16 protein-coding genes are annotated in these 17930 nt (G+C 69.3%); 9 read left to right on the top strand and 7 right to left on the bottom strand.

Features of this window, described 5'->3' with window-relative positions:
- The first annotated feature begins 132 nt into the window (after window positions 1–132).
- Window positions 133–717: an ATP-binding protein gene (locus tag OG381_RS19310; protein WP_327717330.1), complete on the top strand. Its 585-nt coding sequence runs from the start codon at window positions 133–135 to the stop codon at window positions 715–717.
- 8 nt (window positions 718–725) lie between these two features.
- Here the strand turns inward: OG381_RS19310 and OG381_RS19305 are convergent, their stop codons facing one another.
- Together OG381_RS19305 and OG381_RS19300 are read right to left on the bottom strand one after the other, a co-directional pair.
- Window positions 726–3896: a DUF3427 domain-containing protein gene (locus OG381_RS19305; RefSeq protein ID WP_327717329.1), complete on the bottom strand. Its 3171-nt coding sequence runs from the start codon at window positions 3894–3896 to the stop codon at window positions 726–728.
- A 215-nt stretch (window positions 3897–4111) separates the two neighbouring features.
- Window positions 4112–5128: an SEC-C domain-containing protein gene (locus tag OG381_RS19300; protein ID WP_327717328.1), complete on the bottom strand. Its 1017-nt coding sequence runs from the start codon at window positions 5126–5128 to the stop codon at window positions 4112–4114.
- A gap of 190 nt (window positions 5129–5318) precedes the next feature.
- Between OG381_RS19300 and OG381_RS19295 the strand changes: the two genes are divergently transcribed.
- Window positions 5319–6101 (top strand): hypothetical protein, encoded by a 783-nt coding sequence (locus OG381_RS19295; protein ID WP_327717327.1) that lies wholly within the window; start codon window positions 5319–5321, stop codon window positions 6099–6101.
- Between the two features lie 106 nt (window positions 6102–6207).
- Here the strand turns inward: OG381_RS19295 and OG381_RS19290 are convergent, their stop codons facing one another.
- Together OG381_RS19290 and OG381_RS19285 are read right to left on the bottom strand one after the other, a co-directional pair.
- Window positions 6208–7680, bottom strand: a complete 1473-nt coding sequence (locus OG381_RS19290) for a beta-1,6-galactanase (RefSeq protein WP_327717326.1) — start codon at window positions 7678–7680, stop codon at window positions 6208–6210.
- Window positions 7681–7910: 230 nt separating this feature from the next.
- Window positions 7911–8348: a DUF3592 domain-containing protein gene (locus OG381_RS19285; protein WP_327717325.1), complete on the bottom strand. Its 438-nt coding sequence runs from the start codon at window positions 8346–8348 to the stop codon at window positions 7911–7913.
- Between the two features lie 96 nt (window positions 8349–8444).
- On the opposite strand from OG381_RS19285, the gene OG381_RS19280 reads away from it, so the two are divergent.
- On the top strand, window positions 8445–9212 hold the full coding sequence (locus tag OG381_RS19280) for a class E sortase (protein WP_327717324.1): 768 nt from the start codon (window positions 8445–8447) through the stop codon (window positions 9210–9212).
- A gap of 118 nt (window positions 9213–9330) precedes the next feature.
- On the opposite strand, the gene OG381_RS19275 is transcribed toward OG381_RS19280, so the two are convergent.
- The gene (locus tag OG381_RS19275) at window positions 9331–10764 is read right to left on the bottom strand and encodes an MFS transporter (protein ID WP_327717323.1); all 1434 of its coding nucleotides are present in this window, start codon (window positions 10762–10764) and stop codon (window positions 9331–9333) included.
- A 69-nt stretch (window positions 10765–10833) separates the two neighbouring features.
- Here OG381_RS19275 and OG381_RS19270 point away from each other — a divergent pair, with 69 nt between their 5' ends.
- The 4 genes from OG381_RS19270 to OG381_RS19255 all read left to right on the top strand — a co-directional run bounded on the left by OG381_RS19270 (window position 10834) and on the right by OG381_RS19255 (window position 13567).
- Complete coding sequence (locus OG381_RS19270; protein ID WP_327717322.1) at window positions 10834–11361, top strand: winged helix-turn-helix transcriptional regulator; 528 nt, start codon at window positions 10834–10836, stop codon at window positions 11359–11361.
- Between the two features lie 55 nt (window positions 11362–11416).
- The gene (locus OG381_RS19265; RefSeq protein ID WP_327717321.1) at window positions 11417–11719 is read left to right on the top strand and encodes a DUF6412 domain-containing protein; all 303 of its coding nucleotides are present in this window, start codon (window positions 11417–11419) and stop codon (window positions 11717–11719) included.
- 164 nt (window positions 11720–11883) lie between these two features.
- Window positions 11884–12582: a YidC/Oxa1 family membrane protein insertase gene (locus OG381_RS19260; RefSeq protein ID WP_327717320.1), complete on the top strand. Its 699-nt coding sequence runs from the start codon at window positions 11884–11886 to the stop codon at window positions 12580–12582.
- Between the two features lie 127 nt (window positions 12583–12709).
- Window positions 12710–13567 carry a fumarylacetoacetate hydrolase family protein gene (locus OG381_RS19255; RefSeq protein WP_327717319.1) on the top strand — a complete coding sequence of 286 codons (858 nt, stop codon included), beginning with the start codon at window positions 12710–12712 and terminating at the stop codon, window positions 13565–13567.
- A 98-nt stretch (window positions 13568–13665) separates the two neighbouring features.
- On the opposite strand, the gene OG381_RS19250 is transcribed toward OG381_RS19255, so the two are convergent.
- Together OG381_RS19250 and OG381_RS19245 are read right to left on the bottom strand one after the other, a co-directional pair.
- A complete protein-coding gene (locus OG381_RS19250) occupies window positions 13666–14175 on the bottom strand; it encodes a heme-degrading domain-containing protein (RefSeq protein WP_327717318.1) in 510 nt (169 codons plus the stop codon).
- Complete coding sequence (locus tag OG381_RS19245; RefSeq protein WP_327717317.1) at window positions 14172–15248, bottom strand: Gfo/Idh/MocA family oxidoreductase; 1077 nt, start codon at window positions 15246–15248, stop codon at window positions 14172–14174. The genes OG381_RS19250 and OG381_RS19245 overlap by 4 nt, the downstream gene beginning before the upstream one ends.
- Before the next feature lie 56 nt (window positions 15249–15304).
- On the opposite strand from OG381_RS19245, the gene OG381_RS19240 reads away from it, so the two are divergent.
- On the top strand, window positions 15305–16417 hold the full coding sequence (locus OG381_RS19240; RefSeq protein ID WP_327717316.1) for an ROK family transcriptional regulator: 1113 nt from the start codon (window positions 15305–15307) through the stop codon (window positions 16415–16417).
- A 677-nt stretch (window positions 16418–17094) separates the two neighbouring features.
- Window positions 17095–17877 (top strand): hypothetical protein, encoded by a 783-nt coding sequence (locus tag OG381_RS19235; protein WP_327717315.1) that lies wholly within the window; start codon window positions 17095–17097, stop codon window positions 17875–17877.
- Window positions 17878–17930: the final 53 nt, after the last annotated feature.

Raw genomic sequence — 17930 nt, 5'->3', positions numbered from 1 at the left:
AATCACTCTAAGGAGGGAATCCCTTCGTGCATGTTGCACGCCGGGATACTCACTGCGAATCTCTCACTGAGAGTTATCCGAGCGTGCACAGCGCGCAACGCAGCGTGTGGGAGGCGGTCGAAGGTGATCTACGTGAGCGAAGGCGTGGGACGAGAGCCCTGGGTACACCTGTTCACTGCTCAGCCGAGTGAGCTCGCCGATCTGAGAAGGACGTTGCGGATCCGGCTCATTCTGTGGGGACTACACGATCACGTTGACGTGGCACTGCTCTGCGTATCAGAGCTGGTCACCAACGTCATCCAGCACGTCGGAGAAGGAACTCCCGTGACGCTGCGCATGGCGCTTAGCGAGCCGTATCTGCGCCTGGAAGTTGAGGACCCTGATACGCGCGCACTGCCCACTCTGCTCGCTGCGGGTGCAGCGCTGGAGTCGGGCCGCGGAGTGGCTCTCGTCGACATCCTGTCGGACCACCGTTGGGGGGTTTTCCTTCAAGGCGACTCGAAGGTGGTGTGGTGCGAACTCGCTACCGCCGATTTCCCTGCCGCCTGTGCCCTGTCCAGCGGCGGCAGTGCGCTGAGGGCGGTAGCCGCAGAAGAGGCCGCTATCGGGGTCATGGTCGACGTGCTGCACTGGCTCCACGCACGTGGCTATGACCCCGACGACGTGCTCGACCGGGCGCAGACTCACTTTGAGGCAGCGCTCGGGGAAGTCGTCTGAGGTGAGGCCTAGCCCGACGTGATGCCCGAGTACGACCACACATCCGCAGGCAGTTCCTGATGTAGTTGCCAGGTGATGGCCATGGGCTTGCTGCCCTCGTGCCGGACAAAGGTTGCTGGCCCGAGCAGCATCCAAGGTTGGGCCTTGCCGATGTCGGTGTCCTTGTAGCGCCGCATGAACATCAGGACGTGGCTTCCCCGTTGCTTGTGCTGCCGGTAGCGCAACCCTGTGGGTGAAGTGTCTGCGGTGGTGCTCTGTGACTCCCAGTGGAACAGGGAGGGGCTGAGCGCGTAATCCTTATAGCGAATGGTGGGCGAAAAATCCTTCTCGTTCTTCTCGAGAGTGATCAGCAAGGCGTCCGTCTGGTTCTGCTCGTCCCACAGGACGCCCTGTGCAAAGGAGCCAGGCATCTGACCACCGAGGCGCGCGACCCCAAGCGCGGCAAGGATCTCAGAGCGGTTATATGCACTGTGGATCTTCAAGGGGATGTGGGCATGCGGGCCTTCTAGCGGGATGGGGAAGTGATCGGCTTGCCCCATGACGTGATCAAGTGCCTGCCGTAGTTCGTCGCGCAGGGCTCGCTGCTCACGGAGTGATTCAAGTCCCTGTGCGTAGGAGGTGAACCCGCCAGCCTTGTCCCAGAGATTGAAGAAGAGCATCCGCGCATATGTCTTGTCCCTCTGGTTCAGCGACTCGTACGTCGGTGCGTCATCGCTCAGCAGGCGGGTGTACGTTTCGGCGCGCTCGAGGTCATCCACGTGCAAGAACGCATGCACGCGCTTCAACAGATCTTCCTCACCTGGCTGTTCAGGATGGTCAGTCAGACCAGCGCGTCGTAGGACAGACGTCCAGGAGTTGTGCGACTTGTACAGCTCCCTGATCTCGCGACGACTCTCCCTGAGGTAGTCCGCGAGGAACGGCGTATCGAAGGCCTTGGCTTCCTTGGCGAGGGTTTGGACGGTTGCCTTGATCTGGGTGCGGATGTTGTTCAGCACCAGTTCCTTGGACTTGCCTTCAAGGATGATCTGGCAGCCCGAAGGCAGCAGAGGAAAGTCATGCTCGGCATGCTCAAGGAGCCGGTTACGCGACAGGTTGGTCATCGCGCGGAACTGCTCCTCGAACCGGAACTCGGCTCGATGCTGACCGATGAAGTCGAGCACAGTGAGTACCGGCTTGTCGGGCGTGCGGCGTAGGCCTCGGCCGAGTTGCTGGAGGAAGACAGTGGCGCTGCTCGTCGGACGAAGGAGGAGCAACGTATCGACGTCGGGGATGTCCAAGCCCTCATTGAAGAGGTCCACGGAGAAGATGACTTGGATCTCGCCGGCCTTGAGCTGGGACAGTACCCGGTCACGGACTTCGGGCTTCGATGCGCTGTCCAAGGCCTCGGCTTTGAATCCTGCATCCCGGAAGCACTGCGCCATGAAGTGAGCGTGCTTTCTGCTGACGCAGAATCCGAGCGCCCGCATGCTCATCGGATCCGACGCCTTGTCCCGGACCTGCTTGATGACGATGCGGGCCCGGGCATGATCGGCCGAGAACAAGTCGCCGAGTTGGCTCTGGTCGTATGTCCCAGAACGCCAGTTGAGTCGAGTGAGGTCCGTACCGTCAGGCACGCCGAAGTAGTGGAACGGGCAGAGGAGGTCGTTGTCGAGGGCCTCCCACAGTCGCATCTCAGCGGCGATTCGCCCATCGAAGAACTCGTCCTGGACGTTAAGCCCATCCGCGCGCTCGGGAGTGGCGGTGAGACCGAGGAGCTGCTTCGGCTTGAAGTGGTTGAGAACGCGGCGATAGGTCGCAGCCGTGGCGTGATGGAACTCGTCGATGACGATGATGTCGAAGTGTTCCGGGTCGAACTGGTCGAGTCGCTGGTCGGTGAGCGATTGCACGCTCGCAAAGACCTGCTTCCAGTCGCGCGGTAGCTCGCCGGTGTAGAGGGCTTCCCCGAAGGATGCGTCATCGAGTACCTCGCGGTACATGCGCAGCGACTGCTTCAGGATTTCTTTGCGGTGTGCCACGAAAAGGAGCCGTGGGTACTGCTTCCGGCCGCCCTGCCTGAAGAGGTTGCGGTAGTCAAGGGCAGCCATGACGGTCTTGCCCGTACCGGTTGCGGCGACAAGCAAGTTGCGCTGGCGACCGCGGACCTCACGTTCGACGTGCAGCCGCTCCAACATGTCGGCCTGGTAGGGGTGCGGCCGAACCTCCAGACCGGAGAGGGTGATCTTGGAGTCTTGGTTGGACGACGACCCGCCCGCCAGCCCCAGCGCTTCGTCCAACTTCCGGGCGTCGAGATCCGGGTTGTAGGGCTCAAAAGCGATGTCGTTCCAGTACGCGTCGAAGGTCGCCTCGAACTTGTTGAGCACCGCCGGAGTGGCCACGGAGGACAGCCGTACATTCCACTCCAGACCGTCGAGCAAAGCGGCCTTGGAGAGGTTGGAACTGCCCACGTACGCCGTGTCAAAGCCGCTGTCGCGTCGAAACAGCCATGCCTTCGCGTGCAAACGCGTCGAGCGGATCTCGTAGTTGACCTTGACCTGAGCACCAAAGTCGCGGACGAGTCGGTCGAGGGCATGACGATCGGTAGCGCCGATATACGTGGTGGTGATGACTCGGATGGGAACGCCGCGTTCCGCCGCGGCGCGGAGCGAGTCTTCGAGTACGCGCAACCCGTACCACTTCACGAACGCGCAGAGCAGATCGATGCGGTCCGCCGTGGCCAGCTCAGCTCGCAGCTCACTGCCGAGGTTCGGGTCCTCGGGAGCATTGGTGATGAGGGCGGTCTCCGAAAGAGGCGTGAGCGGGCGTATTGCGTAGACGCCGGGTGCCTCTTTCTCAGCCAGTGCGAGGAGTTGGCGAGGCCCATCGGCAATCAACTCGACGGCGTCACTGTTTCCGAGGCCGTCAGGATCGGATACGAGTGACTCGATGATTTGGTTGGCGACGGCGACACGCTTGTCGTGGGGCAGCTGGCTAAGCCGGTGTCTCACAGCACGACTGATATGCCGAGCGAGTACATGGGGTGACGATTCTTCGCTGACCTCGTCATCGATGGCCTTCCAACCTGCTGCGTTCAATTGCTCCATCTGCGCCTGCATGCGCTGGGTGACGAGTTCCTCGTAAACACCCGCAACAGGCTGCGACAGATCCCCCGGCTGAGCCACGCTGATTCCCCCACCCCTCATGTGGACCCTCACACACAGCAGTGGCTCTGTTGTAGCAGGTGAGGTTGATGGCCCTGTGGGCAACCGCGACTTCGAGCCCGGTTTGACCTGGGCGAGGTGGACCACGGGCCCCTCGCGACGCGGGTGATCTTCAGGCCGGTGCCCAGCCAGAGGGTCGCGAAGGGGCACGCGAACGTCAGATCTGGCTGGGACATGTCCGGCCCCTCACCACCCCGCTATGCGTGCGTGCCGTGGCACTCCCCATAGACCCGCCCCGACCCGCACCAGCAAACCGCCCCCCGCTGCGGAGGCCAGGCCACCGCCCGCCCCCGGGCCGCCAGTGTGGTCGCGTACTGCGGCAGCAGCGCCCCGTCGCCGGGGGAGGCGCCCTCTGAGGCGGCGAAGGCCTCGTAGGAGGGGACCGTCCCCGTCACGATGCCGAGGTTCCCCGTTCCGGAGGCGGCCAGTTCCCTCAGGGAGGCCTCTATCGTCGTGAGGTGTTCTTCGTGGGAGGGGTAGTCCTCCGCCAGGCTCGGGTACGCCGTGACCAGTTCCGTCAGTTCGGCCTGCGGCCAGTGCAGGACCGCCACCGGGAAGGGGCGGGACAGGGCCTCGCGGAAGGAGCCGAGCTCCGCCCGCAGGCGGGAGATCTCCGCCGCCAGTTCCGCGGGGTTGTCCGAGCCGAGGGACCAGACGCGCTTGGGGTCGTGGAGTTCGTCCAGGGGGACCGGGGACGTGTGGAGGGTGTCCGCGAGCATGTCCCAGTCGTCGTGGCCCGCGCCCAGCATGCGGCGGACCCGGTGGCGGCCGAACAGCAGGGGATGCGTGGAGTACGGGGGCTCCTGCACGTCCGCCAGGAGCAGGCGGGTGCCCTCGGTGAACGTCTCCTGGGCCGCCTCCAGCTCGTCGTGGGCCTCCAGGGCCTCCGCCACGATCACCCAGGGCGCCGGGTCCCGCGGTGACGCCGCCCGGACGCCCTCGATGATGGCGCGGGCCTCCGCCTCATGGCCGTACTCCCAGAGGTTCGACGCCTTGAGGGCGCGTACCAGGAAGGGGTTCTCCAGGGCGGTCTGCGATGCCAGCAGGCTGTCGTAGAGGGCGGTCGCCGCGGGGCGGTCGCCGGCCAGTTCCAGGTGGGCCGCGGCCTGCAGGAGCAGGGCTTCGGCGTCCTCGGGATACAGGCCGGCGGTTCGCTCCAGGCGTGCCGCTTCGGCGGTGTGGTCGACGTTCTCGGCAGGCGTGTCGGGGCGCATGGGGGACACCGTACTGCCGATGGCTCAATGAGGAGAGATATACGCAGGCCAGGACACCCGGCGGAGCCCTGGCCCGCCCTGTCGTCCACCGGCGTGGATGAAGATGGCGGGCAGCGGCAAAAGCAACAGCAATCGCAACACCACGCCGTGACAACACCACGGCACAGCGATACGGGGGCTCGTGATGACGGTGACCGGAACAGATACGAACTCGCGGTCTTCGATACGGGCGAGACTCGCGGGCGTCCTGCTCGTCCTGCTGTCCCTCGTCCCGGCCGTGAGCTGCTGGCTCGTGTTCTCCGCCTGGCTGCCCTCCGACGTCGAGCGGTATCAGGAGTACCGGGCCGCCGAGCTGTGCCCGGACCGATCGGCGGCAACGGCAAAGGCGGCGGAGGACTGCCTACTCACGGTCCCCCTCACCGTCGAGCGCACGCGGAACGAGCCCGGCAAGAGAAGCGGCAGCTACACCGCGACCTTGGACGGCGCCCCCGTCTGGAGCGGAACCCTGTCCTTCGGCGACCCGGACCCCGTGCTGGAGCGGCTAGTACCGGGCGACCGGGTCACCGGCACCCTCTGGCGAGGCGAGGTCATGACGGTGAGCAAGGGGGAACTACGGCAGAACACCTCCGACGCACCCCGCGACGAGCCCCAGATGACGTACGCCATCGGCACGTTCCTGGGGCTCCTCGCGGCGCTGGGGCTCGGGTTCGGCGCGGTGCGGATCGCCCGGCCCCTCGGTCATGAGCCGTTCACCTGGCGGCCGTTGGGCAAGACGCTGCTGATCGTCATGACGGCCGCCTGTGCGGGCGTGGGGCTGCCGGCGGTGTGGATCGGCGTTCCGGCGTGGATCGTGCCCGCCGTCGTCGTACCGATCGTCGCGGTCACGGCCTGGCAGCTCCACCGCCACCTACGGCCGACCGCCGACGGCGACGCTGACGGTGCCCACTCGCCCTCTCCCATAGAACAGGCGTGAACCAGCTGGAGCAGGCGTGAACCAGCGGAACCGACCCGACCCGACCGGCCGACCCCGCTCCAGCCCACCCCACCCCACTCACTCAGCCCCACTCAATCCCACTCCCTCAGATCGTCACCCCGTCGATCTGAATCGTCTGCACCGCCTTCGCCGCGAACGGCACCGCCACCGACTTCCCGCTCAGACGCGTGTCCGAGTACGCCTTGTACGCGTCCCCGCCCGTCGTCACCGTGTTCCAGCGCGGGACCAGGCCACCCGTCCCGCCCGTCACCGTGGTGAAGTTGGAGAGGTTGAAGGTCAGGGTCTGGGCCGAGGTCGAGGTGTTGAGGGCCACGATGACGAGCCGCTTCGCCGTCGCGTCGTACGCCGCCGTCGCATAGCTCACGCCCGTGTCCAGGATCCGCATGCCGGGGCGGATGTGGCGGCTGAACTGGGCCAGCACGTAGTACTTCCGCTCGATCGCGCCCGCCTGCAGGGTGCTCGCGTCGTACTTGATCACGCCCCAGCCCGCGCTCGGGTCCATGACCTGCCAGTAGACCCAGGCCGTCGGGTGCAGCCAGCGGAAGTCGTACAGGAGGTTGAAGGCCATGTTGTACCCGGTGCCGTCGCTGTCGCCGGTCTCCGAGTTCCACAGCTTCTTGCCGGCCGTCGTCACCACGTCCGTGTAGAGCAGGTCCCTGCGGCCGGCGGAGCCCTGGTAGCCGTGCACGTTGACCTGGTTGACGTACCCCTTCGTCGTAGAGCTGAAGGAGTTCCAGGTGGTGCGGGCGAGGTCGTAGCTCGTCTCGTCCGAGGCCGAGATCCGTACGCCCGACAGTCCGCGGCTGTTCAACTCACTGCGCATGTACGGCAGTACGGCGGCCTGGACCGTCGAGTCCATGTGGCAGCCCTCCTGCGTGCCGGTGGCGGTCCACCAGGACGACGAGGGCTCGTTGAAGGGGTCGACCGTCGCGAAGTTCACGCCCCAGTTGTTCTTGGCGTAGAGGGCGACGGCGGCGAGGTGGGAGGCGTGCTGGCGGTAGTTCCAGGTCTGGAGGTTGTTGCCGCCGCCCGAGGCCCCGGAGGGGTTGTGGTTGGCGCACATCCACCACATCGGCGAGTTGGCGAACAGCTCCGTCGTCGCGCCGCGTGCCACCGCCTTCGTCAGCATCGCGCGCTGGGTGGCGTCGGCGGTCCAGTCCCAGGCGGAGGAGGTGGGGTCCTCGTTGTTCCAGTCCTGCCAGTAGCCCTCGATCTGCTTGAACGCGGGGATGTTGGCGGAGGCCACCATCGACTGCCCGCCGACCGAGTTCCAGCTGCATGCGCCCAGGTTGTAGCGGGCGATGTTCATACCGAGGCCGGGGAGCGAAATGCCGTTGTAGGTCGTCGACTTGGTGGTGAAGAACAGGTCGGCGAAGTCGTCCCGCGCGCCGAACACGTTCGCCCACCAGGCGAGGGAGGTGCCCCAGCCCTCCCAAGTGCCGTACGACGTACCGGGGCTGACGGCGATCGTGGCGTCCGCGCGTGCGGTGCCCGTCGCCAGGGCGCTGCCGAGGAGGGTGCCTCCTGCGGCTGTCAGCAGCGTTCTGCGTCGGATCATGGCTGTCTGTCCGCCTCTCCGTGGGGCTCGACCGCCTGTCCCTGAACGGGCGGCCGGGCTGAAGACGTAGTGGCTCGCCCATCGCGCCCCCCGCGTGCCATCACGAAGCATCGGGTGTGGTGCACGGGGTTGTCGAGATGCGTGACAGCGCTTTCTTTCTATCCGGCTTTCTATTTTTCCAACGGTTATCAGAAGGGGTAGCGGTTAGTGAGCGCGGTGGATACCGGCGGTCAGTAGCGATACGTCGGCAGCAGCGTCGCGATCCGTATCAGCACCGCCGCCAGCGCGCCCACCCACAGCAGCACGCCCAGCCACATCCCGAACACCGCCGTCCTGTAACGCTCCGGGGTGTCCAGCGCCGCCGTGCCGGGGACGCCCGGCGTGTGGATGATGCGGACCACCGCGCCCTCCGACAGCCGGTGCGCGCCCGGTCCCGCGGCGACGACCGCGTGCTCCTGCTCCTCGCCGTGCTCGTCGGTCCAGCGCACCACCGGATGCAGGGAGGGATACGTCCCCTCCCGGGACGCGGTGTGACCCGTCACGACCGCCTCCGCACGGCGGCCGACGCGGCGCAGCACATGCTCGGTGAGGGCGACCCGTGCCTCGTACGCCGTGAGGACGAGGCCGCCGAGGAACGGGACCAGGGTGAGGAGCCAGTACTTGCTCATGGCCGACGAGCTTATGGGGCTGGTCACTTGAGGTGGCAGCGCTTATCGTGCGGGCTCGGTGAAGGCGGCGTACACAGGCGGAGGGCGGTGTACGGCATGCGGGTGCCCGTCGTGGGGCACGAGACCCGGCGTCGGCGTGTCCGTCGCCGGCGCGCGCTGTGGACGGGCGGCGAACTCCTGGTCACCGTAGGGGTCGTACTCCTGCTCCTCGTCGTTCATCAGCTGTGGTGGACCAACCGGGAGGCACGGCGGGGCGCCGAGCGGAAGGTGGAGGCGCTGGAGCGGGAGTGGGACACCGGGCGGGGTCCGGACATCGCACCCAGTCCGCAGAGCACCGACACCCCGAGCACCGACACCGGTGCCACCCGGCGGCAGCCGCAACAGCCCACCACCCGCTCCCGACAGCCCAGTTGGTCCCAGGCCTACGCCATCCTCACCATCCCCCGCCTCGGCCTCCGCGTCCCGGTCGCCGAGGGCGTCGGCAAGCAGGACGTCCTCAACAAGGGGTACGTCGGCCACTACCCCGGCACCCAACAGCCGGGCCGGGCAGGCAACTTCGCCCTCGCCGGGCACCGCAACACGCACGGCGAGCCCTTCCGGTACCTCAACCGGCTCGTGCCCAAGGACACGCTCCAGGTCGAGACCGAGGACGCCGTCTACACGTACGCCGTGGACAAGACCCTCACCCAGACCTCGGCCCGCGACTCGGGAGTGCTCCGAAAGATCCCCCGCTCGACGGTCCACCCCGCCCACGGCTACACCGCCCCCGGCTACTTCATCACCCTGACCACCTGCACCCCGGAGTACACCTCCCGGTACCGCCTGGTGGTCTGGGGCAAGCTGGTCTCGATGCGCCCCCGGTAGGACATGCGCCGCGCGCCACTTCTCAACGCACGTCCCACTCCTCGGCCGGAACGCAGTCGTACAGGGTGTGGGCCCCGTCGTCCGGCCTGCTGCAGCAGCACGCCCCCACCCCTCACCCTCATCCCCGCTCCCGCAGCACCCCCACCACAACCCCCGCCACCACGGCCAGCCCCGCCGACACCACCATCGCCACGTCCGCGCCCTGGGCCAGGCCTCCGCTCGACGAGGTCGCGAGGGCGATCGTCAGGGCGACCCCCGCGCACGAACCGATGTACCGGAGGGTCTGCTGGGCCCCCGAGCCCATCGCCGCCCGCTGGGCGGGCACCGACTCCACGGCGAGCAGGGGCAACGCGGCGTTGAGCAGACCGCTGCCCACTCCCGCCACGACCAGGCCGGGGAGCAGACGGGTCCAGGAGCCGGAGCCGATCGAGCCCAGCATGGTCAGGACGCCGGCCGCGTGGAGCAGGAAACCGAGGGCGAGTTGCAGCCGCGGGGACACCCGTCCGGACAGTCGGCGTGCCTGGAGGGCCACCGCGAAGGAGAGCCCCGACCAGAGCAGGAACAGCCAGGCCGTGTCCATCGCCGACAGTCCCATCGTCTGCTGGAGCAGGGCCGGCAGGAAGCTGAACAGGCCGATCACCGCGAGCCCCGTGAAGAGCCCGCCCGCGGAGGAGGCGAGGAAACCGGGGCGGCGCAGCAGACCCAGGTCGATCATCGGGGCCGCCGCGCGCCGCTCGACCACGACGAAGAGGGCCAGCAGCACCAGCGAGACCAGCAGCAACAGCCCCACCGGAGCCCGCAGCCAGCCGTCCCGGCCCAGTGTCAGGGCCGCGACCAGGGCGATCAGGGCCGACCCGAAGGTCACGGCTCCACCGAGGTCGGGGCGGCGGCCACGCGGGGCGCGGGACGCGTACCGGTCCACCGACGGCCGTTCCTCCGCCGTCCTCCTTTCCTCTGTATGCGGCAACGCGCGCGCCGACACGGCCCCCACGACCACGGCGGCGGCGCCGAGAACGACGTACGACAACCGCCAGCTCGGCATGGCACCGGTCACGATCGGCCCCACCGCGATCCCGCCGCTCACGAACGCGCCCCACACCCCGGTCGCCCGCAGCCGTCCGGCCGGTGTCGGGAAGGCGTGGGCGATCAGGCCGAGGCTGCTCGCGAGGAGGGCCGCGCTGGCCGCGCCCTGGGCGATGCGGGCCAGGGTGAACAGCCAGGTGTTGGAGGCGAAGGCGCCGAGGACCGTGGTGAGGCCGAGCGCGAGGGTGCCGGCGACGAAGACCCGGCGGCGGCCGTAGTCGTCGGCGAGGCTGCCGGCGACCAGGAGGAGGGCGGCGAGTCCGAGCGGAGTGCCGTTCAGGAGCCAGGCCTGGGCGGAGAGCGGGGTGTGCAGGGCGGCGGCGATGTCGGGGAGCGTGACCATCGGCGCGGTGTACGTCATCAGCGCCACGGCGGTGGCGGCACTGGTCAGGGCGAGGGTGGGCCCGGCGGGCGGGAGGGGCGCCGGAGTGGGCACCTCGGTGATGGTTCGTTCACTGAACCTAGTCATGCGGAGTACCGTAACAGGGTCAGTTCGGTGAATGAACCAACCGCTCGCAAAGTGGCTAAGGTGGACGGCATGGCACTGGGCAAGGACTACGCGACACAGGAGTGCTCGATCGCCCGCGCGCTGGAGATCGTCGGCGAACGCTGGACGCTCCTCGTCGTCCGCGACGCGCTCTACGGCGTACGGCGCTACAACGACTTCCTCGGCCACCTCGGCATCCCCCGCGCCGTCCTCGCCGCCCGCCTCCAGATGCTCACCGAGGAGGGCGTCCTGGAGAAGCGCCGGTACCAGGAGTCGCCGCCGCGCGACGAGTACGTCCTGACCGACCGCGGCATCGAGCTGTGGCCCGTGGTGCGCTCACTGGGGCGGTGGGGCCGCGAGCACTACGACAAGACGGTGCTGCGTGTCTTCCGGCACACGGAGTGCGGCACCGATCTCGGCCCGTACGGCGAGTGCCCCGCCTGCGCGACCGTCGTACCGCCCGCCGACATCCTCATGATGCCGGGCCCCGGACTCGATCCGGACCCGGTGGATCCGGTCAGCCGGGCTCTGCTGAAGCCCAAGCGGCTGTTGGAGCCGGTAGTGACCGATCAGGTATAACCGACACAGGTACGAATAACGTACGTAGTCCGGTGAGCGAGGGGAGGGGTGGCCGGTGATCCGCGGTCCGCGCTCCGCCGTACCCCTGCTGCTCCTGTTCCTCCAGGTCGCCCTCCTCGACACCGGCAGCCTCTCCGCCGCCGTCGCCCTCGCGGCGACCGCCGCGGCCGGTTCCGCCTTCGCCGCCTGCTCCCTGCTCGTCGCGCGCTGCGCACCCGCCGTACCGCCCACCCGGGTCCGTACGGCCATCCGCGACCGCGCCCGCCGCACGGCCTTCCTGCCGCAACGCGACCCCGACGCCAAGGGCCGCACCAGGCCCCGCGCACCGGGACACGCCCTCCTGGCGACCACCGCGTAGGGACACACACGTCGTTCTCCGAAGCACCCCGAGGCTCCCTGAGAGCACTCCCGGGTGTTTTCGTCAGGTGACGCGGACCCCGCGCGGGTCGTCATGCCGCACACCCTTCCCGGATCGTCGTATCCGGGTTCCCGGCACTGACGAGACCCCCGGAGGGCTCACCCATGTCCGTCTTCGCCACCCTGGTCGAGCATCTCGCCGACCTCCTCCACCCGCTGCTCGGCGCATCCGCCGCGGCCGGCGCGATCGTCCTGTTCACCGCGCTCGTACGACTCCTCGTGCACCCCCTGTCCCGCGCGGCGGCGCGCGGACAGAAGGCCCGCACCGAACTCCAGCCGAAGATCGCCGAGCTGCGGAAGAAGCACGCGAAGAACCCCGAGAAGCTCCAGAAGGCCGTACTGGCCCTGCACGCCGAGGAGAAGGTCTCCCCGCTGTCCGGCTGTCTGCCGAGCCTGTGCCAGATGCCCGCCTTCTTCCTCCTCTACCACCTGTTCTCGAACACGACCAACCCGCTCCTGACCCATCAGCTCTTCGCCGCCCCCCTCGGCAACCGCTGGGCGGACGCGCTCGGCGACGGCGGCGCCTTCGGGGGAGCGGGGCTCGTCTACGTCGGACTGTTCACGCTGGTCGCCTGTGTCGCCGCCTTCAACTTCCGCCGTACCAAGCGGATGATGGCCGCGAATCCGGCCGTGCCGGTGGTCGACGGGCAGCCGATGACGGGGATGGGGGCGATGAGCAAGGTCATGCCGTTCATGTCCTTCTTCACGCTCTTCACCGTGGCGGTCGTGCCGCTGGCGGCCGCGCTGTACGTGGTCACCAGTACGACGTGGAGCGCGGTGGAGCGGGCGGCGCTCTACCGCTGAGCAGCCGGGCCTCGGTCCAGTCCGTGAACCGGGTATTGCGGACTGGACGTCGACCTTGGAGGATCGACCAGTCATCCGATGGCTGCACCCATGGGATGGCGCCCCGCGATCGAGGGAGATTGTGATCATGAAGCTGCTGCGAGTCGGTACGGCGGGAGCGGAGACGCCCGCGCTGCTCGACGCCGACGGGACGCTGCGGGACCTGAGCGGTCTCGTCCCGGACATCGACGGAGCGCTGCTCGCCGACGACGCCGCGCTCGGGCGGATCCGTACGGCCGCGGAGGCCGGCGAGCTGCCCGCGCTGGACGCCACCGGGCTGCGCGTCGGACCGCCGCTCGCCCGGATCGGCAAGATCGTGTGCATCGGCCTGAACTACCACGACCACGCCCGCGAGACCGGCGCCGAGCCGCCCGCCGAGCCCGTCATCTTCTTCAAGGCCGCGGACACGGTCGTAGGCCCGCACGACACCGTCCTCGTGCCCCGCAAGTCCGAGAAGACCGACTGGGAGGTCGAGCTGGCGGTGGTCATCGGACGTACGGCCCGCTACCTCGACTCGCACGAGGCGGCGCTCGCGCATGTCGCCGGGTACGCGGTGGCGCACGACGTGTCCGAGCGGGAGTTCCAGATCGAGCGCGGCGGGACCTGGGACAAGGGCAAGAACTGCGAGACCTTCAACCCGCTGGGCCCGTGGCTGGTGACGGCGGACGAGATACCGGACCCGCAGAACCTGTCGCTGAAGCTCTGGGTCAACGGTGAGCTGAAGCAGAACGGGACGACGGCCGAGCAGATCTTCCCGGTGGCGGAAGTGGTGCGGTACGTCAGCCAGTTCATGACGCTGTACCCCGGTGATGTGATCAACACGGGGACGCCGGCCGGGGTGGCGCTGGGGCAGCCGGAGCCGAAGCCGTTCCTGCGGGCCGGGGACGTGGTCGAGCTGGAGATCGAGGGGCTCGGACGTCAGCGGCAGGAGTTCAAGAGCGCGTAGCCGCTCCGCTGGGAGAGCCGGGGAACTGCGGCTCGTACGTCAGCCGCGAGCCGTGCGTGGCTGGTCGCGCAGTTCCCCGCGCCCCTGGGGTGGGTCACCTACACGTTCTTGTTCAAGAACTCCTCCAGCGCCTCCACCACGAACTTGTGGTCCTGGAGCTGAGGCAGACCGCTCACCGTCACCGCCCCCACGACCCCCACACCCTCGACGGTGATCGGGAAGGAACCGCCGTGGGCCGCGTACTCGTCGGGGTCGAGCCGTGAGGACTCCTCGAAGGTGCTGCCCTTGGCGCGGAAGCGGGCGCCGACCAGGTAGGAGGCGGAGCCGTAGCGCTCCACGACGCGGCGCTTGCGGTTGATCCAGGCGTCGTTGTCCGGGGCGGAGCCCGGCAGGGCGGCGTGGAAGAGCTGCTGGCCGGCACGGTGGATGTCGATGGCGACGGGGGCCTGGCGCTCACGGGCCAGCTCCACCAGCAGGGAACCCAGGGCCCAGGCGTCGTCATGCGTGAACTGGCGGAAGACCAGGCGGCGTTCCTGCGCCTCCAGCTCCTCGATGGGCGGGGTCAGTTCCGGGTGGAACTTCGGGGTCAACTCGCCGCTGTGCGTCACAGCTTCACCACCACTCCGTCGTGGGCCGAACGGCGGGCCGCCTCGAGCACGTCGAGGGCGGCGGCCGCCTCCAGTGCGGTCACCGGGTTGGGACCGCCGTCGAGCAGGGCCTTCGCCACGGCCGCATAGTAAGCGGGGTAGTCCCCGGCGAGGGTCGGTTCGGTCCGGCCGCCGCCCGTCAGCGGGGACTCACCGGCACCGACCCGCCCCCACAGCGACTCGGGCTCCAGCCCCCAGTCCTTGCCCTCGGCCGGCCGCTCGCCGTCCTTCAGGGCCGCCTCCTGGGGATCGAGGCCGTACTTCACATAACCGGCCCGCGATCCCAGCACCCGGAAGCGCGGTCCGAGTTGGGCGGTGGTGGCCGTCGCGTACAGCTGGGTCCGCACCCCGCTCGCGTGGGTGAGCGCGATGAAGGTGTCGTCGTCGACCGAGGCACCGTCGCGCCGGATGTCCGACTCGGCGTACACCGAGGTGACGGGACCGAAGAGGACGAGTGCCTGGTCCACGAGATGACTGCCGAGGTCGTACAGCAGACCTCCGATCTCTGCCGGGTCACCGGACTCCCGCCACCCGCCCTTGGGCTGCGGCCGCCACCGCTCGAAACGGGACTCGAAGCGCCATACGTCCCCCAGCTCACCGTCGGCGAGGAGCTTGCGCAGCGTCAGGAAGTCGTTGTCCCACCGCCGGTTCTGGAAGACGGAGAGGAGCAACCCCCGCTCCTCGGCGAGCGCCGCCAGCTGCCGCGCCTCGGCGGCGGTACCGGCGACGGGCTTGTCGACGACGACCGGGAGGCCGGCCTCAAGGGCACGGGTGCCGAGCGTGACGTGCGTCTTGTTGGGAGAGGCGATGACGATGAGATCCAGCTCGCCACCCCGCTGCTCGAACAGTTCGTCGGGAGTGGCGGCGACGCGTACGTCCGGGAACTCGGCGCGGGCCTGCTCCTGACGCTCGGGGTTCGAGGTGACCACCGTGTCGAGGACGAGACCCTCGGTGGCGGCGATCAGCGGGGCGTGGAAGACGGAGCCCGCGAGGCCGTAACCGATGAGGCCCACGCGGAGAGGGGTGCCAGTCATGCCTCCCACTTTGGCAACGCTGTTGCCAAAGTGCAAGCCATGGGGAGAATGGTGGCGTGGACAGGACGAAGAAGTCGGCGAGCGGCGGACGCCCGGTGACGGCCGGAGTGAACCTGCTCGGGCTGCGCAGCCACAACACCGCACTGGTGCTGGACCTGCTGCGCACCGCGGGAACCGAGGGCATCAGCCGCCTGGAACTCGCCGACCGCACCGGCCTCACCCCCCAGGCCGTCAGCAAGATCACCGCCCGGCTCCGTGAGGAGGACCTCGCGACGGAGGCGGGCCACCGGGCATCGACGGGCGGCAAGCCCCGGACGGTACTGCGGCTGGTCCCGGAGGCAGGCCACGCACTCGGAGTGCACCTGGACCGGGACGAGCTGCGGGCGGTGCTGGTCGACCTGGACGGAACCGTGGTGGGGGAGCGGTGCGTCGCCATGGACCTCGGGTCGGGGGCAGACGCCGTGGTGGAGGGGGTGGCCGGCCTCGCCGAGGCCCTGCTCTCGGTCCTGCGGCCGAAGTCGGTACTCGGCGTGGGCGTGGCCCTGCCGGGACCGCTCGACCACGGGCGGGGCGTGCTCCACCGCGTCACCGGCTTCCCCGAGTGGGACGGCTTCCCCCTCCGCGACGCACTGGCGCACCGGCTCGGCATGCCGGTCGCCGTCGACAAGGACACCAACGCGGCAGCCCTGGGCCTGGCCGTCGGGGACGAGGCCGACTCCTTCGCCTATCTGCACCTCGGTACGGGACTGGGGGCCGGCCTGGTGATCGGCGGCAAGGTGCACCGGGGCGCCCGTACGGGCGCGGGGGAGTTCGGCCACCAGGTCATCCAACTCGACGGCCCACCCTGCGGCTGCGGAAACCGGGGCTGCATCGAGGCCCTGTGCCTGGGAGCCGTGGCAAGAGGAGACACCGAGGAGGCGGCCCGGGTGCTGGGCACAGGCGCCGCGAACCTGGTCGGCCTGCTCGACATCGACGTCGTACTCCTGGGCGGACGCACGGTCACCGCAGCGCCGAACCTCTTCGTACGAGGAGTACGGACAGCCCTGGACGCCCGCCCCCAGGGAAACGACACCGTGCCCGTACGTCTCGCCCCCGGCGGCCCCCGGACCGTGGCCGAGGGCGCCGCCCAACTACTCCTCGCCCCCCTGTTCGGCCGAGCAGCCGCCTGAGCCGCCCGACCAACACGCAGCGGACCACCGTAGAACCGCCATCGAAGCCTCCAGACGGGACGGCCCGCACCCACACCAGCGCACTGCCCCCGGCGGGACGGGCCCGTGCACCGCCCCAGGCGGAACGCACCCCCACCACCGCACCGCCCCCAGGCGAGGCGGCACCCACGCTCGCGCGCCGCCCCCAAGCGGGACGCCCCCGCAGCGGCGCGCACCGACGCACCGCCCCCAGGCGGGACGGGCCCGCGTGCACCGCCCCAGGCGGAACGCACCCCCACCACCGCACCGCCCCCAGGCGAGGTGGCACCCACGCTCGCGCGCCGCCCCCAAGCGGGACGCCCCCGCAGCGGCGCGCACCGACGCACCGCCCCCAGGCGGGACGGGCCCGCGCCTGCGCAACGGCGAGAAGGGGACGTACCGGGGGGTGTCCGCCCGCAGCGTCGGGCGACCAACCAAGAGCACATCCCCAACACACAGCACCGCCCGACCGAGGACGGACACCCCCCGGTGCGGCACCGACCCACAATCCGACCGCAGTGCGCAACGCGAACCCCCACCGAAGCCGCCACAGGCCGCCGCAGGCACCCCGCACCCCCACCGCCGATCGGGCGGCATTCCACCCCAGCCCGGAGCGGCACCCCCCGTTCCCCACCCCCACCCGCCATGGTCATGTGTTTATGCGACTGTGCACCCCCGCCACCGCCACCCTCCCCCTAGCCGCGGCAGCCGCCCTCCTCCTCACCCCCACCCCCGCCCAAGCGGCCCGGGCCGCGCCCGCCGCCCCCGCCGCGCCCACCTGCGCCACCCCCGACGCCCGCACCTTCCCCCTCACCACGCGCATCCACGGCGGCCCCGACGCCTACGAGATCGGCGGCGGATACGGCACCTGGTACCTCGACCTCACCAACACCACGGACCGCACCTGCGAGAACATCCACCCGGTGGTGGTCCTCATCGACAAGAAGCACGCCCTGGAACCCGACCAGCCCCAACTCGAGTTCTACGAGGGCAAGCGCCCCCACCCGGTCCGCTTCGAGACGACCGACGAGGACGAACTCGTCGGGGTGTTCCGGCAGGGCCTCACCGTCGCCCCCGGCAAGACCCGCACGGTGAAGGTCCGTCTCGCCCTCACCTCGGACGCCGTACCGAACGATGTCACCGCGAACGCCGCGGTCGTACAGCGCCATGAGGACGACGGCGACTGGGTGGGCCAGTCCAACGACTACCGCTTCGCCGTCGCCACCGACGACGCCGAGCAGCCCCCGACCGACACCGACACCGACACCGACCCCGGCACCGACACCGACCCCGGCACCGCCGACGCCCTCCCCGAACCCCTCCCCGACGCAGAAGAAGCCGCGGAACTGGCCCACACCGGCCCCAGCACCCCCGCCCGCCTCCTGGCCGCCGCCCTCCTCCTCACCACCGGCGGCACGCTGCTCCTGGCCCGCCGCCGCTGAGACACCCGAAAGCCGGCGGGAGGCCGAACCAACCGGAAGTCGGCCATTCCCTC

The organism is Streptomyces sp. NBC_00490, from assembly GCF_036013645.1.
GTDB lineage: Bacteria > Actinomycetota > Actinomycetes > Streptomycetales > Streptomycetaceae > Streptomyces > Streptomyces canus_F.
Note: the sequence above shows the minus strand (reverse complement) of the source record. Positions and strands in the feature narration are given on the sequence as shown.

Excerpts from the sequence above, each read along its gene's own strand:
- OG381_RS19290 (WP_327717326.1), bottom strand. The coding sequence starts at position 7,680 with ATGATCCGACGCAGAACGCTGCTGACAGCCGCAGGAGGCACCCTCCTC.
- OG381_RS19275 (WP_327717323.1), bottom strand. The coding sequence starts at position 10,764 with ATGACTAGGTTCAGTGAACGAACCATCACCGAGGTGCCCACTCCGGCG.
- OG381_RS19305 (WP_327717329.1), bottom strand. The coding sequence starts at position 3,896 with ATGAGGGGTGGGGGAATCAGCGTGGCTCAGCCGGGGGATCTGTCGCAG.
- OG381_RS19245 (WP_327717317.1), bottom strand. The coding sequence starts at position 15,248 with ATGACTGGCACCCCTCTCCGCGTGGGCCTCATCGGTTACGGCCTCGCG.
- OG381_RS19260 (WP_327717320.1), top strand. The coding sequence starts at position 11,884 with ATGTCCGTCTTCGCCACCCTGGTCGAGCATCTCGCCGACCTCCTCCAC.
- OG381_RS19280 (WP_327717324.1), top strand. The coding sequence starts at position 8,445 with ATGCGGGTGCCCGTCGTGGGGCACGAGACCCGGCGTCGGCGTGTCCGT.
- OG381_RS19235 (WP_327717315.1), top strand. The coding sequence starts at position 17,095 with ATGCGACTGTGCACCCCCGCCACCGCCACCCTCCCCCTAGCCGCGGCA.
- OG381_RS19285 (WP_327717325.1), bottom strand. The coding sequence starts at position 8,348 with ATGAGCAAGTACTGGCTCCTCACCCTGGTCCCGTTCCTCGGCGGCCTC.
- OG381_RS19300 (WP_327717328.1), bottom strand. The coding sequence starts at position 5,128 with ATGCGCCCCGACACGCCTGCCGAGAACGTCGACCACACCGCCGAAGCG.
- OG381_RS19270 (WP_327717322.1), top strand. The coding sequence starts at position 10,834 with ATGGCACTGGGCAAGGACTACGCGACACAGGAGTGCTCGATCGCCCGC.
- OG381_RS19255 (WP_327717319.1), top strand. The coding sequence starts at position 12,710 with ATGAAGCTGCTGCGAGTCGGTACGGCGGGAGCGGAGACGCCCGCGCTG.